Genomic DNA, 16,272 nt, shown 5'->3' with positions numbered 1-16,272 from the left:
AAAAATCCCGCCGGAGAGGCGGGATTGCTGTTTTATTTTACCTGATCAACGATCGCTTTGAAAGCTTCCGGATGATTCATCGCCAAGTCAGCGAGAACTTTTCTGTTTAGCTCGATGCCTGATGCACTCAGTTTGCCGATGAAAGCAGAATAGGACAATCCGTGCTCACGGGCTCCTGCGTTGATACGCTGGATCCACAATGCGCGGAAATTGCGTTTTTTCTGTTTACGGCCTTTGTATGCGTAAGCCAAACCGCGTTCTACCGCATTTTTAGCTACTGTCCATACATTCTTACGACGGCCGAAATAGCCTTTCGCAAGCTTCATTACTTTTTTACGTCTTGCACGTGACGCAACGTGATTTACTGAACGTGGCATGTTTTAACTGTTTTTGATAATTGGCGCTCTGCTGAGTCTTAAAAGCCTTTTACCGGGTTGAACAAAGAAACCTGAATTATTTAATTTTTATTGGCTTCGGATATTATCCAAGCATTGCCAATACCTGCTTGTGGTTAGACACATCGATCAGACCAGTTTTAACCAAACCACGCTTGCGCTTGTTCGATTTTTTAGTCAGGATGTGGCTGTGAAACGCGTGTTTGCGTTTGATTTTTCCAGTACCGGTCAGCTTGAAACGCTTTTTGGCACCTGAAACACTTTTCATTTTAGGCATGATTCAAAGAATTGTTAATTGATAAAATATAAAACAGCGCGCAAAATTAGGTAAAATGTTTATAAAATAAAATCGTGTCCGCGACTTGGCGTCATGGACACGATCTTCAATATCTATATATAACCTCGTAAATGAGTTACTTGGTACTTTTTGCAGGAGCTGGTGCCAGAATGATCGTCATTCTCTTTCCTTCGAGTTTCGGCTCCATTTCAACTTTACCAAATTCCGAAAGCGCTTCCGAAAATTTATTTAAAAGATTCACACCTCTTTCTTTGAAGACAATCGTACGTCCCACAAAATGCACGTAAGCTTTTACCTTAGAACCTTCTTTCAGGAAGTTTTGAGCATGTTTCAGCTTGAACTCGAAATCGTGATCATCTGTGTTCGGGCCGAAACGGATCTCCTTGATGACAACTTTCTGAGCTTTCGCCTTGATCTCTTTCTGCTTTTTCTTCTGCTCGTATTTAAACTTGGAATAGTCGACAATCTTGCAAACCGGTGGCACTGCGGTAGGTGCAATTTCAACTAGGTCAAGGCTTTGCGCCTTTGCCATAGCTCGGGCTGTATTGATATCCACTATGCCTGGCTCAATATTCTCTCCAACCAGACGCACTTCTTTTGCTGCAATTCGTTCGTTTATTTTATAAGGTTCTTCGGGAACTCTTAACCGTCCACTAGGGGGTCTTAATGCCATATAACTTGGTTTGGTGTTTTTTGTATTCTTGTGTAAAAATCGAAATTGGTAACAGTGCGCCAACAAAAATAGTGCCTTCCTGAATGAATTATACTAAAAATTCCGAAAAACATCAAATCAGTGCTGCTTCTTTCTTGAAATAGCTGGCAAATTCGTCCACTGTCATGCTTCCAAGGTCGCCTTCACCTTTCCGGCGGACTGAAATTTTCCCTTCTGCCATTTCTTTTTCACCCACAATCAGCATGAATGGAACCTTGGTAACTTCCGCATCGCGGATTTTTCTGCCGATCTTCTCGTCTCGGTGATCTACAAACCCGCGGATATCATTGTCTTGCAATTTGAAAAATACCTCCTCAGCATAATCGGCAAACTTTTCTGAGATCGGCAAGATCGCTATCTGATCAGGAGATAACCAAAGCGGGAACTGTCCCGCCGTGTTTTCGATCAGGATTGCAATAAACCTCTCCATTGACCCGAAAGGAGCACGGTGGATCATTACTGGCTGGTGCTTCTGGTTGTCAGATCCGGTATATTCCAGTCCGAAACGTTTTGGCATCTGATAGTCAACCTGGATTGTACCCAGCTGCCACTTTCTGCCCAATGCATCGCGTACCATAAAGTCCAGCTTCGGCCCGTAGAATGCAGCTTCGCCTAGTTCGGTCACGGTACTGAGCCCTCGCTCCTGCGCAGCCTCAACAATCGCATTTTCAGCACGTTCCCAATCTTCGTCTTTTCCGATATATTTTACCTTGTCGTTAGGGTCGCGCAACGAAACCTGTGCGCTGTAATCCTCGAAACCAAGCGATTTGAAAACATATAATACCAGGTCGATCACACGAATAAACTCTTCTTTAACCTGATCGGGCCGGCAGAAAATGTGCGCGTCATCCTGTGTAAAGCCACGCACGCGCGTCAGTCCGTGCAGCTCGCCGCTTTGTTCGTAACGATATACAGTTCCAAACTCCGAGAATCGCAGTGGCAGGTCTTTGTAGGAGCGAGGTGAGGTTTTGTATATCTCACAGTGGTGCGGACAGTTCATTGGTTTCAGCAGATACTCTTCACCCAAATTTGGTGTTTTGATCGGCTGGAATGAATCTTTCCCGTATTTGTCCCAGTGCCCGGAGGTAACATACAGTTCCTTGCTGCCGATGTTGGGCGTAATTACAGGAAGGTAACCTGCGCGCGACTGTGCCTTGCTCAGGAAAGATTGAAGCCGCTCACGCAGCATCGCGCCTTTCGGAAGCCACAATGGCAAGCCCTGGCCCACTTTCTCGGAAAAGGCAAATAGTTCAAGCTCCTTGCCCAGTCTGCGGTGATCGCGTTTTTTTGCTTCTTCCATTAACGTTACATACTCTTCCAGCTCTTTTTGCTTTGGAAAAGTAATCCCGTAAATGCGGGTAAGCATTTTGTTGTCCTGCTTATTGCGCCAGTATGCGCCGGCAATGTTGGTCAGCTTGGCTGCTTTGATAAAGCCGGTATTCGGAATATGCGGCCCGCGGCATAAATCGGTAAAGCCGCCTTGTTCATATAAAGTAATGGAACCATCTTCGAGACCGTCGATCAGTTCCAGCTTGTATTCATCTCCTTTTTTGGTAAAATATTCCACCGCCTCTGCTTTGCTGATAGGCTTGCGGACATACTCATTTTTCTGGCGCGCCAGTTCCAGCATTTTAGCCTCGATCTTTGGAAAATCTTCCTGGGAAATCGACTGTTCGCCCAGATCCACATCGTAGTAAAAGCCCTTTTCAATGGAAGGCCCGGTACCGAACTTAATGCCGGGATACAATGCTTCCAATGCCTCGGCAAGTAAGTGCGCAGATGAATGCCAGAATGTAGATTTGCCGTCTTCGTCGTTCCACGTCAACAATTTCACCAGCGAATGTTCCGTGATCTGGCGGGTAGGATCCCACACTTCATTGTTCACTTTCGCCGCGATTACATTGCGCGCAAGTCCTTCACTGATGCTAAGTGCGATTTCGAGGGCAGTAACTCCTTTCGGGTAAAATCTTTCACTACCGTCTGGCAGGGTAATTTTTACTTGAGACTCGTCTTTCATTCAAAAATCTATTCTGTGGATTTAATTCAAAGGTTTTTCGGCAAGCGGTAAAATACAAAGCTATTCAATTTTAGCTTTTCGTGTTGAGTCAACGCGGATATTTGTAGTACCGCGCGGTTGCAGTACATTGATCTTTACACGGGCAGTATCAAGCAGCTTGTAACCCGATCCTGCATTTTCCTGAGGATAATACGAATCGTAGCTCCCCTCGCTCTCACGCAGCCTGATCCTGTAAAGACCATAACGCGCATCCTGATCTCCCGGACTCAACGCCAATGCAGTGGTATAGTATTCCCGCGCCCTTTCGTAGTCAAAGCTCTTTTCGTAGCATAACCCGATCAAATTGTTGATCTCTTTGGACTGTGGTTTCTTTTTCAAAAGCTTGTTCAATGCAGGCAGTGCTTTATTATAATGCCGCAGCTGAATGCTGGTATTCGCTACCTGCCAGAGCGCATCTTCATAATCCGGACTGAGGCTTACCGCTTTCTGAAAGCTGATCAATGCAGTATCGGGTCTGGCCAGTGCCATGAAAATCTCCCCTTGTTCAAAATACAGGGTAGGATCAGCAGGAAAGCGTTTGATTGCTTTGTCATTCACTACCAGCGCTTTATCGATGTTTTTTAGTTTACGTAAAATAAGGATATTCTGCTGGTAAGCACGAAGCAGTCTCGGGTTAGCGTTGATTGCGTAATCCAGGCTCGCCAGACTAGCCAGCGAATCGCCCTGACGCGCCTGCAACATACCTTTTACATAATAGGCAGAACCATCATAAGGCGCCATTTTCAAGGCTTGGTTCAGATAGCTGACCGATTCGCCGAAGCGATTTTTTGCTTGTAAAATGTCGGCGAGCAACACGTAAAGTTCAGGGCTGCTTTGCTGCAATGCCTCTGCGCGCTGCGCATCTTCCAGCGCATTGTCGATCTTGCCGAGCTCCCGGTTTATTTTTCCCCGCAACAGAAAGTAATCACTTACATTATCCTGCTCGTAAATAGATTCATTGATATCGTCCAGCGCCTCGGTGTACTGCTCCCGGTCGAAGTAGATCCTGGCTCTTTTGAAATAATTCACATCAGAATCTATACCCCGGTTGATCAGTTCGGTTAAGGAAAGTAATGCGTCATTCTGCCACTGCGCGTGCGATTTTTTTACTACCGGCGGAATACGCGTAGCATTCCTGGCGTCGCTCTGGCAGGATTGCAGCAAGCCGGTGAAAGCGATCGAAAAGAAGGCTAGAAGGTAGTTCAAAAAAGGTAATCTCATACAAGCAAAAGTGTGTAATACCACGCATTGCAGTGCAGCAGGGTATTATACAAAATTGGAAAATCTTCCCGTCTTTCAATCATTTTGGTCGGAGAATCGGGAAAATACACCAAGCGGCAGCTTTTTACCAAATGAATCGGGAATGAACAATTCACCAAACTCATGCTTTATATCTGTTCCAAAATGCGCTTTGATCAGGTTTTCGACGATCAAAGCCGAGAAGCCGAGCGAGTAGAGATTAATGATAAAGAAGAAATGCTCTTTCTTTAAAAGCAATGCAGAAAGCCGCAGGATTTCATTCAGGCTTTCTTCCAATAACCATTTCTCACCGTCAGGGCCGCGACCATATGCAGGCGGATCGAGAATGATCCCATTATACTGGTTGCCACGGCGTACTTCGCGCTGTACAAACTTCATCGCGTCTTCTACTACCCAGCGAATGTTATCAAGTCCGCTCAGCTGCATATTTTCTCGGGACCAGCTGATTACCTGTTTCACGGAATCAACATGGGTTACATCTGCGCCCGCAGCTTTGGCGGCGAGTGAAGCAATGCCGGTATAGGCAAACAGGTTAAGTACATTCGGCTTTTCTTCCGGAATCTGTTTCAGCTTTTTGGAGATATAATCCCAATTGGTAGCCTGCTCTGGGAATACACCCACGTGCTTGAAAGAAGATAATGCAAGCTTACTCCGCAGGTGAAGGGATTTAGTGCGGTATTGGAATACCCATTTCTCCGGCATATCTCCTTTTGTGACCCACTGGCCTTTTTCCTGCGAATTCTTGTCCTTTTTAAAAACCGCATTGGATCGATCTTCCCATTCACTTTCGGGCAGCGACTTATCCCAGATCGCCTGCGGCTCAGGCCGGGTTATTATGTAGGGTCCAAATCGTTCAAGCTTCTCAAAGCCACCAGTATCGATTAGCTGGTAGTCAGTATGTTGGTCTGGTGTAAGTAGGATCACGTGTGTTGGATTTGCTTGTATTTGTTATTGTATTTGTTTGTACTTGTTCTTGGATATGTTGTTGTTGTATTCGTACTTGTCCGTTGGCTGAAGCCGACGGGAATGTATTTTTTTGGCGCGTATCGAAATCTATGTCGGCCATGCCGACATATCCATTTCCGTTGGCTTCAGCCAACGGAAGAAGGGGCGGCGGGATTACATTTCATTTGCCAGATATAGCGGAAAATAGCTCTTCAATATGCGACTTTGTTTAAATAAAACACATTTCTTCTTCCTCTCGTCTGCGGATCGCCAGCTGCATTGATGATTCTTTGTTCGCCCCAAGCCAGGTAGAAGTTGTTATACCAGTAATCAATGTCGTCGGTACTTGTTTTACGGACCTTGTCGCCTTCCACATTGGTTTCATTCGGGATAATATGGTCGCTGTCGATTACCTGATTACCCTTGATGATTTTGCTCCTGATCGCACCATTGTGGCTGTAAACGAGCCGGGAGTTTCCATTTGGGAAGGATTGTACACGGATCTTTTCGCGCAGGTCCATGCTTTTTACATGATCGAAATTGATACTGTTGTCCCAGACAAGGTTTCCATTCTGGTCAATATCCGTAACAATGGCGTGGGTGTAGGTGAAACCGTCGAAAACCTGCTGATTGTAGCCGCGACCTCCGTACATAGGGTTCCACAGGTAAGGATTATAAAGGCCCATTCCAAAAGGATAGCCGAAACCTCCATAACCAAACCCGCCCATCATATTGTTATTATTATACCTGTATTCAGGATAAAATGCCTCTGCGACAAGCAGATAATGGTTGTCTTTGGGAACAATATCATGCACCAGAAGCCGATAGTTGAGTTTCAGATCGTCGCCACTTTCTTTCTTTTTCCTGATACGCCTTTCAATTTTTTCCTGCTGGCGCTCATTCATGAAATTGAAGAAGTTCTTGAAGTCGGTAAAACTGTGGTATTTGGTAAAAACGGTCTCTTCACCCACAATTTTACTGATATACAATCCCTGCGAAGCCGCAGTGGAGCTGCTTTGCATATTGCGGTATCCGTAAGTACCTATGATAATCCGGACGGAATCATTCAAAACCTGTAAACGGCCGCTCAGCAGCGAGAAATCATCCTCGGGATCTACCGAAACCTGCGTGTACAATTCACCAGTTTCTTCATAGGACCGCGCTACGATTTTGGTCTGCCGCCCCTTTTTTACTGCAAAACATACATTTACCAAATGGTGTGCCGTATCTACCTCCACCGTCTGGATCGCATTGGAGCCTTTGATCGCCGAAGGCAAAACCTTCGTCTGCGCTGTCGTGAGCTGCGTGTAAATCAGTACCGGTTCGTTGCGCACCATTCCTGCCATAAAAACGGAGTAGCCCAATGTTTTGAAGTCTGTTATCTCAAAACGGTCGAGCGTGTTGATCGTGAAAGTTTCCACAAAGCCGGGACCCACATTCACTTTCACGATCTGATACAGCGAGCTCCGGTACTTGCTGAAAAGCAAAAACACAGCCTGTCCGTCGTAAGAAGACGTTACATAATCAAGATTAGATTCAATGGGCCCGTCAATGGACCAGACTCTTTCCAGATTCGCATCAAACTTCTGTACATTGAATGTACCACGGTCCGGCTTGGAAATCAGGAGCACGCCCTTTTCTCCCAGCGGAACCGTCTGGTACGCAGTGTTGCCTGATAGTGGCAGCTCAATCCGCTTCACGCTCTGCGCGGCGGCTTGCACATACATCAATGCAAGAACGAACAGGAAAAATGTCGTTTTCAATCCGCGGTTTCTATTTGGAATCATGGGCTAGTCCGACAATAACGTCAAATTCTTCTGGCCGAACTGGTACAACAGACAATCTTGACAACTTCACCAATGCCATTTCTTTCAAACGTTGGTCTGCCTTAATCTGCGCCAGTGTCACTGTATTCGGGAATTTTTCAACCGGAACTACATTCACTACTACCCAGTTGCCTTCTTTGGCAGTAGGATCAGGGTAATGTTCTTTCGAAACTTCCACCAGGCCCACTACTTCCTTGCCTTCATTGCTGTGGTAAAAAAGCACCTGGTCCCCTTTTTTCATGGCCATCAGGTTATTGCGTGCGGCATAATTACGAACGCCGTCCCACATTCCTTCCTTTTCCTTCACAAGTTGGTCCCAGGAATAAGCGCTGGGTTCAGATTTTACAAGCCAGTAATTCATGTTCGTCTCTTAGGTTCTTAACGGGATAAATGGTTGGATACAAATCAGGGAAACTTAGGATACTTGCTGAAATCAGGTTTTCTCTTTTCAAGAAACGATTTCTGACCTTCCTTAGCCTCCTCGCTGAGGTAGTACAGTAACGTTGCATTGCCCGCAAGCTCCTGGATCCCGGCTTGTCCGTCCAGCTCTGCATTGAATGCGCTTTTCAGCATTCTGATCGATAGCGGGCTTTTCTCCTGAATTTTCTTGCACCATTCTACCGTCGTAGCTTCAAGTTCTTCAAGCGGAACAACCTTGTTTACCAAACCCATATCTAATGCTTCCTTTGCATCGTACTGATCGCAGAGGAACCATATCTCACGCGCTTTTTTCTGACCTACCACACGTGCCAGGTAAGAAGCACCAAAGCCACCGTCGAAGCTGCCTACCTTCGGACCGGTTTGTCCGAATCGCGCATTTTCTGCTGCAATGGAAATATCGCAGATCACGTGCAGTACGTGTCCGCCGCCGATCGCCCAGCCAGCTACCATCGCGATCACCGCTTTGGGAATGGAGCGGATCATCCTTTGCAGGTCGAGTACATTCAGGCGGGGAACGTGGTCATCACCAATGTAGCCGCCGTGCCCGCGTACAGACTGGTCGCCGCCCGAGCAGAACGCTTTTCCGCCTTCGCCCGTGAGGATAATCACGTCAATCCGTGGATCCTCGCGGCAGATATGCATTGCGTCGATCATCTCTGTTACCGTGAGCGGCGTGAATGCATTGTGCTTATGGGGACGGTTAATGCTTATTTTTGCAATCCCTTCGTGAATGGTAAAAAGGATTTCCTCGTATTCTTTAATGGTTTCCCATTGAATTTGACTGGACATATCTGAAATGAAATTTTAATAAAAGAAGGCAAGAAGAATCGGAAAGAAGGATATTCTTGCACCAGAAAGTGCGAAAATACTGATTGTTTGGGTATCCTTCAAAAAGCAAACAAATAAGATGTTCCTACCAGCAGATTTTTGGGAGAGGCCGCGGCCGCAGGATGTTTACCTGGGCAAAGCACATGATTTTATGCGTCAATGGAAATCAGGAGAGACAGAATTTACCCTGCATACCTCCGGCTCAACCGGTACACCCAAGCCGATTGTTTTAACCAGAAAGCAAATGACTACCAGTGCACTGGCCACCGGAGCAGCGTTGGACCTGAGTGCCGGCACACGCGCATTGGTGTGCCTGAACATCGAGTACATTGCCGGCTTGATGATGCTCGTGCGGGGAATGGAACTGAACTGGCAACTCTGTATCATAGAGCCCGCCGCCAATCCGCTTCTGCTCACAGAAGAGGGTGCGCAGTTTGACTTCACCGCGTTAGTACCCATGCAGTTAGCGAGTATCTTCGAAAACCCCGCGACCAGTGATAAGGTAAGTAGTCTGGGTAAAATCCTCCTGGGCGGCGCGCCGGTCAATGCGGGTTTGCAAATGCAGATTGCCGCATTGAAAGTACCCGTTTATCAAAGCTACGGGATGACGGAGACGGTCTCGCACATTGCATTACGCCGTTTGAATTGTCCGGAAGAGGAAACCAAATATACATTCCTGCCGGGCATCATTGCAGGTACCGATGACCGGGGATGCCTTTTTGTTTCCGGTGACGTAACAAATGGCGAGGTTATTCAGACCAACGATCTTGTAGACATGGAAGATAATACTTTTCAATGGATCGGGCGGGCTGATAATGTGATCAACTCGGGCGGCGTGAAAATAGTACTCGATAAGATAGACGCCGCAGTGGCAGCTGCATTTGCCCGTTTGGACGTCGCAAATGCCCATTTTACCTGGTGGCAGCCTGATCAGAAATTGGGGCAAAAACTGGTGCTGGTCATAGAAGGTGAATTGCAATCTATCAGCGAAAACACCATAATGGAAGAAATAAGGAAGCAGGTTTCCGCTTATGAAACTCCGAAACATACTTACTTTGTACAACAATTTACGAAAACACCTACCGGCAAGGTTGACAAACGCCGGTCTTTTTCAACTGTCTCAGCATCTTAAATGGATAAAAATCTTCAAATACCAGGACTGTACATTATCAGGTACGAAACCGCCGACGTGGTACCCGCTCCTTTTTCGCATTACTATGCTTTAAAACTGCATATTGTATCAGAAACAAAGCTCGATGTCGATTTTGAGCTCCGGTACACAGATCGCAACGAGATCTCGGAAGACGAAATTTACGACGAGGGTTTTACCACCGACGATGATTATAAATGGAGGGGGAATGTTCCGGTAATCTGGTTGAAAGAGTTTGAGGAAATTTTCACGAGTTCCAAAACAATCCGTAAGCGTGAAGAAAACGAGTATGAGGATTTCGTCGAGATAGAGCTGGAAGAAAATGAAAAGCGGGTAACCATTTATCCTGTTGACAAGGAGCGTTGGTCTTACTTCTTGCAGGAAATGATGCAGGCGATCTTCGAAGCCAGCGGCCGCGAAAAGCCTTTTGAACTTACATACCTCGAAATAGACGGCGATCATAAAAGCCGCATAGACCTGAAAGCATCGTTTGCTAACAAAACATTTACAATTAGCAAAGACAGCGGCGCTGCTCACCCGCTTGAATGGGACCAGCTTCAAAAAATAATGGATACTGTATACCGCGCGGAATTCGTTGCTGACAATGCATCGGAGTCAAAGCCTTCGAAAAGAGGCAAGTACCTCACAGCCGGCGACGGTTTGTGGTATCAAATGGGCGTAGCTGTTTTGGAAACTACTTCGAAAAGCAGGGATCTTGAAAAGATAGATGCGCTGTTTAGCACACTGGCAAGCAAAATTTAGTGTATTGCTAAATGTCCTGCTGGCGGTATTGACTAAGTTCCAGCTGGAGTTCGTCGACAAGCTGCGAAATGCGTTCGAGCGAAGGCTGTGGTGCCGGGATTTGCAGACTGACAAACGCCTTTATTTCCCAAACTTCCAGTACATCCTGTAACGGGATTTCAAGCTCAGGAGCTGCTCCATTGTCAGAAGTCAGCAACAGGTAGCCGGACGTTTTTACATGATTGAATGCAGTACGACAGATAATACCGGCACTTTTTAGCACGAAAACGTACTGCATTCCATCGTGAATATCATACCAGTTCCGCACGAAGGTACCGATCAGTAATGCACCAGGGTAAGTGTAATCCGCACCTGCCTCGAATGCACGATAGTAGCCTGTTGGTAAATTGGGCAACTGAAAAGAAGGCAGATTGGTCAGATAGGCGGGATTCTGAAAATTGGCTAGATAATGCTGCTGCATATTCAAAGCAATCCACTGCACATTCTGGTAGATGTTCGGCCGCTCTTCGGGCTGCGCATTAAATTGACCGGTCTGGAATTGATTGTTAAATACAGGCAGCTGATTAGCAGGCGCGCTGTTGAAAGCGGGCTGCGGTTCCGGTTGCTTGTAGTGCATGTTACGCGCAGGCTGCTGCGGTGGAGCTTCTCCGCTGATTGGTTTCAGGTTAACCTGCCGGGATACCATCCGCAAAGGCTGTTCGGGCTGCTGAAATTGTTCTATTACTTTGGCCAGAGGCTGCGGTTCTGCATAAGTGGCAGCGCGTTGCTGAGCAGGCGGAGTTACATTGCCTGAATGCGAGACCGTCATAGGTTTGGACTGTGCAAGTGGCAACGACATATCCGGTGTTTCCCTTAGTTTTCTCAGATCGTTTTTTAGCAAGTTGTCGACCGTAATGCCAAAGGAAGCTGCAATATTTTTCAGATTAGTCAAATTCGGATTGGCGCGGGCTTCTTCATATGCGCCCAGCAATGATCTTTTGATAGCGATTTTGCGCGCAAATTGTTCCTGCGTCAGTCCGTTAAGTCTGCGTAGATATTTGATGTTGTTGCTTACAATGCTCATAATCCCTGCTTTGAAATCTGCTACTAATTGACAAATCTTTTAGCAAAAAACAAAAAGCACAACAAAAAACCGGATAATGCAGCGTGCGGGACGCATTCATTATCCGGTTCAAAAATAGTTATGTGAAATCGATCAGGAATAGATCTCCTTTTTCGCAGCTTTGAATGTATTGGTCAGCAAGCCGCAGATCGTCATCAATCCCACACCGCCTGGTACCGGCGTAATGTAGCTGGCTTTTGGCGCCACATCGTTGAAATCCACGTCGCCTTTAATCGTGTATCCGCTTTTCTTGGCAGGGTCCACTACGCGGGTAATGCCCACGTCTATGACCACTGCGCCTTCCTTCACGTAGTCCGCTTTGATAAAGTCGGCTCTTCCAAGTGCAGCGATCAGGATATCTGCGCTTTGACAGATCTCTTTCAAATTCTGCGTTTTGCTGTGCGTGATAGTCACGGTACAGTTTCCGGGATAGCTGTTACGCTGCATCAGGATGCTCATCGGCAAACCCACGATCTGGCTGCGGCCAACTACCACGCAATGCTTTCCGCTCGTTTCGATACCGGCGCGGATGATCATTTCAAGTATACCGAAAGGTGTTGCCGAAATATACGCAGGAAGTCCCTTGCACATTTTGCCGACATTGACCGGATGAAAACCATCTACATCTTTGGCCGGGTCTACCGCTTCCATTACCGTGTTTTCCGAGATATGTGCGGGCAATGGGAGTTGCACGATAAATCCGTCCACATCGGGATCGTTGTTGAGCGACGCTACCGCCTCCAGCAACTCTGCTTCCGAAATGGTGGGTTCGAAGCGCAGGAGGGTAGAAGAGAAGCCGATTTCTTCGCAGCTTCTGATTTTAGAAGCCACGTAAGTTTCGCTTGCGCCGTCAGTTCCTACGAGTATAGCAGCTAAATGGGGCTTTTTGCCGCCACCGGCCACCCACTTTTCTACTTCTTCTTTGATTTCAGCTTTGATTTGGGAGGAAATAGCCTTCCCGTCAAGTAATTGCATTCGCTATTGATCTGATAATAAATATTGCTTTGTCAAAACTTCCATTCCCGTCGACGCCTTTTCCTGAATGAAAACCATGTTCGGTTTTATTCGGATATCAGGCTGGGCAGGGTCAATGATGTAAATGGGTTGCCCAGGCCGCACGTAATGTACCAGGCCAGCGGCTGGGTACACAGCCAGCGAAGTCCCGATTACCAGGAAAATGTCCGCAGTCTCGGTCACATCGATTGCTTTCTCCATCATCGGTACCTCTTCGCCAAACCATACAATATGCGGACGAAGCTGGCTTCCGAGTTCGCATAAATCGCCGGTCTTCAATTCCCAGGAATCCATCTGGTAAACCAGCTCAGGATTTTTGGTACTGCGCGATTTGAACAACTCTCCATGTAAATGGATCACATTTGAGGAGCCCGCCACTTCATGTAGGTTATCTACATTCTGGGTGATAATGCTGACGTCGAAATGCTTTTCAAGCTCAACCAATGCATAATGCGCCGCATTCGGCTTCACTTCGTACGCCTGCTTTCTGCGCTGGTTATAAAAATCCAGCACCAGTTCCTGGTTTCTTGCCCAGGCTTCGGGCGTGGCTACATCTTCAATCCGATAGTTGTCCCACAAGCCGCCATTGTCGCGGAAGGTACTGATACCGCTTTCTGCACTGATTCCCGCTCCGGAGAGTACTACTAGCTTTTTCATTCTTTTGGCGGTTTTAATGTGTGTTTTGTTTTGCCACGAATGCACGAATGGACACGAATGTCAGCTGAACGCTTTTACGAAGCCTTTTTGGTTACCTTTTTTGCCGCGGGCTTTTTCTCAGCTGTCGCTTTTTTGGCGGCTGGCTTCTTTTCTGCGGCTGGCTTTTTCTCTGCTGCTGCTTTCGGTGCTGCCTTTTTGAATCCTCGCCCGGCGGGTTTGTCAGGTGTTTCAGCGGCTAGCTTCACGATCTCTTCGTAGGTCAATGCAGCCGGATCTGTTCCTTTGGGGATTTTTACATTCTTTTTGCCAAATGCTATATATGGTCCGTATTTCCCATTCAGTACTTTACAATCCGGGTCTTCTGAAAACTCCTTGATGGTACGGCTGCTATCCTGCAAGCGTTTCTGGATGATGATTTCAACCAGTCTGTCTTCGGTCACTGCCATTGGATCGTCGGTTTTCAGCAGCGAGTAGTATTTACCATCGTGCTTTACGTATGGGCCGAACTTTCCAATGTTCACGATCAGTTCTTTGTCCTCATATAATCCCACTGTGCGCGGCAGTTTGAACAGTTCAAAAGCTTCGTCCAGCGTAATTGTTTCCATCAACTGGCCCTTTTGCAGACTAGCAAACTTCGGCTTTTCTTCATCCTCCACATCACCGATCTGCACATAAGGCCCGTATTTACCAATTCGAACGGATACCTTTTTACCGGTGGTCGGATCTTCACCCAAATCACGGGAGGTCAGGCTTTTATCGATCGCCTCTTCACGTGCCTCAGCTACTTTTTTCTGAAATGGCGTGTAAAAGTTCTTGATCATCTGACGCCACGCGAGCTGTCCTTCGGCAATATGGTCGAAGTCTTTTTCGACGCTCGCAGTGAAAGAATAATCGATAATATCCTGGAAGTGGCTTACCAGGAAGTCATTTACGACCATTCCGGTGCTCGTTGGGAAAAGCTTGGCTTTCTCAGAACCGTATATTTCTTTATTTACCTTGCTTTTGATCTGGTTAGCGGCAAGTGTAAACTCCTTGAACTCTCTTTCTGTACCCGGTCTGTCTTCCTTCACAATGTACTCTCTTTTCAGGATAGTCGAGATCGTAGGCGCGTAGGTGGACGGGCGACCGATGCCCATTTCTTCCAGCTTCTTAACAAGGCTTGCTTCGGTATATCTCGGCGGGTTGCGCGTAAAACGCTCCGTTGCCTTCATATCTGCCAGGTTCAGCTTTTGTCCGATGTTCAATGGAGGTAGCATTCCTTTTTGTTCTTCGTCACCTTCCTCGTCGCTGGATTCCATATATACTTTCAGGAAACCTTCGAATTTAATCACCTCACCCTGAGCCACCAGCTCTTCCGACGTGCTTGAAATGCCGATCGTAGCCGTAGTACGTTCAAGTTGCGCGTCCGACATCTGGGATGCGATTGCCCGCTTCCAGATCAGCTCGTAAAGGCGCTGCTCGTTGCGGTCGCTGCTTCCCGACAAGGTTGAAAAATCAGTTGGGCGAATAGCTTCGTGCGCTTCCTGCGCCGATTCTGATTTGGTCTTGAAAATCCTCTTATTATAGTACTCCGGTCCGTATTCCTTTGTGATCTGCTGACGCGCTTTTTCCAAAGCCTCTTCCGATAAGTTGGTAGAGTCGGTACGCATGTAGGAGATCTTACCAGCTTCGTACAGCCGCTGTGCAACTGTCATCGTCTGTGCAACTGAAAAGCTGAGCTTTCTTGAAGCTTCCTGTTGTAATGTAGAAGTAGTAAATGGGGGAGCCGGTGTTTTTTTAGCTGGTTTTACTTCAAGGTTTTTGATCGAAAATTCTGCGCCAATGCATCTTTCGAGAAATTTGACGGCGTCTTCTTCGGTAGAAAAGCTTTTGGGAAGTTCTGCATTGAGCACCTTGCCGTTTACGAGGTCAAAGTGGGCAGTTATCTTGTAGCTGTTCTTTGTTCTGAATGCATCTATTTCACGCTCTCTCTCAACAATGATCCGCACTGCAACAGACTGCACACGTCCCGCTGAAAGGTTAGATTTCCCAATTCTGATCTTTTTCCAAAGTACCGGTGACAGCTCGTATCCTACAAGCCTGTCGAGTATCCTTCGTGCCTGTTGCGCATCAACAAGGTCAGCGTCAATCACACGCGGTTTTGCGATGGCATTCTGCAATGCAGTTTTGGTAATCTCCCTGAACACGATACGTTTAGTATCATCAGGCAGGCCAAGTGCTTCTTTCAAATGCCATGAAATTGCTTCTCCTTCGCGGTCATCATCCGTTGCCAGCCACACTTCTGCGTCTTTGGCCAGCTTTTTCAGCTCGGAAATGACTTTGACTTTGTCCGACGAAATCTCGTAAGATGGTTGAAATTCATGCTCAACATCCACGCCCATATCATGTTCGGGAAGGTCGCGGACGTGTCCGAAACTGGACTTGACCGTGAAATCCTGCCCTAAATAACTTTCAATGGTTTTGGCCTTCGCCGGTGACTCTACGATCACCAGATTTTTCGACATAGTTTTGGATTTAAGGAATCTGGTAGCACTTTGAACGTCCAAATATAGGGTACAATCAAACAAAAAATCAAAGTTGCGGGAAAAGGAGGGGCAAAATATAAGGGTAGGAGTGAAGCAATCCTGTCAGATGTTTTAAATAACGAATGAATTAAAGAGACGGTGAGAACAAAAAGAAATGGAGCCGGGTTATCAATATGTACCAGTAGTATATAATAATGCTAAATAGCAGCGAAAATCGCTTGACGCCCCTGCGTATATTGGGTAAATTCGTACTTTCGCCCGTTTTATTAAGCATCATATACTGCCTTTAACATTGAAAAGA

15 protein-coding genes are annotated in these 16,272 nt (G+C 46.7%); 2 read left to right on the top strand and 13 right to left on the bottom strand.

The genetic code is table 11. The features are described 5' to 3' along the window. Nucleotides 1-32 precede the first annotated feature (32 nt). The 9 genes from rplT to menB form a co-directional block, all read right to left on the bottom strand. Nucleotides 33-377 carry a 50S ribosomal protein L20 gene (gene rplT, locus AC1XTG_RS01355; protein WP_035333345.1) on the bottom strand — a complete coding sequence of 115 codons (345 nt, stop codon included), beginning with the start codon at nucleotides 375-377 and terminating at the stop codon, nucleotides 33-35. A 103-nt stretch (nucleotides 378-480) separates the two neighbouring features. Continuing rightward, a complete protein-coding gene (gene rpmI / locus AC1XTG_RS01350; RefSeq protein ID WP_056287769.1) occupies nucleotides 481-672 on the bottom strand; it encodes a 50S ribosomal protein L35 in 192 nt (63 codons plus the stop codon). Nucleotides 673-808: 136 nt separating this feature from the next. Then, on the bottom strand, nucleotides 809-1,366 hold the full coding sequence (gene infC / locus AC1XTG_RS01345) for a translation initiation factor IF-3 (protein ID WP_484840708.1): 558 nt from the start codon (nucleotides 1,364-1,366) through the stop codon (nucleotides 809-811). A 112-nt stretch (nucleotides 1,367-1,478) separates the two neighbouring features. Continuing rightward, on the bottom strand, nucleotides 1,479-3,422 hold the full coding sequence (gene thrS, locus AC1XTG_RS01340; RefSeq protein WP_484840707.1) for a threonine--tRNA ligase: 1,944 nt from the start codon (nucleotides 3,420-3,422) through the stop codon (nucleotides 1,479-1,481). A gap of 60 nt (nucleotides 3,423-3,482) precedes the next feature. Further along, nucleotides 3,483-4,682, bottom strand: coding sequence for a tetratricopeptide repeat protein (locus tag AC1XTG_RS01335; RefSeq protein WP_484840706.1), 1,200 nt, complete (start codon nucleotides 4,680-4,682; stop codon nucleotides 3,483-3,485). Nucleotides 4,683-4,757: 75 nt separating this feature from the next. Beyond that, a complete protein-coding gene (locus AC1XTG_RS01330; RefSeq protein ID WP_484840705.1) occupies nucleotides 4,758-5,645 on the bottom strand; it encodes a class I SAM-dependent methyltransferase in 888 nt (295 codons plus the stop codon). Nucleotides 5,646-5,878: 233 nt separating this feature from the next. Further along, nucleotides 5,879-7,429, bottom strand: a complete 1,551-nt coding sequence (locus AC1XTG_RS01325) for a hypothetical protein (protein WP_484840704.1) — start codon at nucleotides 7,427-7,429, stop codon at nucleotides 5,879-5,881. A 10-nt stretch (nucleotides 7,430-7,439) separates the two neighbouring features. Continuing rightward, complete coding sequence (locus AC1XTG_RS01320; protein WP_056287782.1) at nucleotides 7,440-7,853, bottom strand: EVE domain-containing protein; 414 nt, start codon at nucleotides 7,851-7,853, stop codon at nucleotides 7,440-7,442. A 44-nt stretch (nucleotides 7,854-7,897) separates the two neighbouring features. After that, nucleotides 7,898-8,722, bottom strand: a complete 825-nt coding sequence (menB, locus tag AC1XTG_RS01315) for a 1,4-dihydroxy-2-naphthoyl-CoA synthase (protein ID WP_056287785.1) — start codon at nucleotides 8,720-8,722, stop codon at nucleotides 7,898-7,900. Nucleotides 8,723-8,840: 118 nt separating this feature from the next. Between menB and AC1XTG_RS01310 the strand changes: the two genes are divergently transcribed. Beyond that, nucleotides 8,841-9,893: an AMP-binding protein gene (locus AC1XTG_RS01310; RefSeq protein ID WP_484840703.1), complete on the top strand. Its 1,053-nt coding sequence runs from the start codon at nucleotides 8,841-8,843 to the stop codon at nucleotides 9,891-9,893. Beyond that, a complete protein-coding gene (locus AC1XTG_RS01305) occupies nucleotides 9,894-10,673 on the top strand; it encodes a hypothetical protein (RefSeq protein WP_484840702.1) in 780 nt (259 codons plus the stop codon). 7 nt (nucleotides 10,674-10,680) lie between these two features. On the opposite strand, the gene AC1XTG_RS01300 is transcribed toward AC1XTG_RS01305, so the two are convergent. From AC1XTG_RS01300 to topA, 4 genes are all read right to left on the bottom strand, one after another. Then, nucleotides 10,681-11,736 carry a helix-turn-helix domain-containing protein gene (locus AC1XTG_RS01300; RefSeq protein ID WP_056287790.1) on the bottom strand — a complete coding sequence of 352 codons (1,056 nt, stop codon included), beginning with the start codon at nucleotides 11,734-11,736 and terminating at the stop codon, nucleotides 10,681-10,683. Between the two features lie 132 nt (nucleotides 11,737-11,868). Then, nucleotides 11,869-12,750, bottom strand: coding sequence for a bifunctional 5,10-methylenetetrahydrofolate dehydrogenase/5,10-methenyltetrahydrofolate cyclohydrolase (locus tag AC1XTG_RS01295; protein WP_484840701.1), 882 nt, complete (start codon nucleotides 12,748-12,750; stop codon nucleotides 11,869-11,871). Nucleotides 12,751-12,753: 3 nt separating this feature from the next. Beyond that, complete coding sequence (locus AC1XTG_RS01290; RefSeq protein ID WP_484840700.1) at nucleotides 12,754-13,446, bottom strand: SIR2 family NAD-dependent protein deacylase; 693 nt, start codon at nucleotides 13,444-13,446, stop codon at nucleotides 12,754-12,756. Between the two features lie 74 nt (nucleotides 13,447-13,520). Continuing rightward, nucleotides 13,521-15,950: a type I DNA topoisomerase gene (topA, locus tag AC1XTG_RS01285; protein WP_484840699.1), complete on the bottom strand. Its 2,430-nt coding sequence runs from the start codon at nucleotides 15,948-15,950 to the stop codon at nucleotides 13,521-13,523. Nucleotides 15,951-16,272: the final 322 nt, after the last annotated feature.

Source organism: Dyadobacter sp. HNCC25DJ183, assembly GCF_056895175.1.
This window is presented reverse-complemented; position numbering and strand designations above follow the sequence as displayed.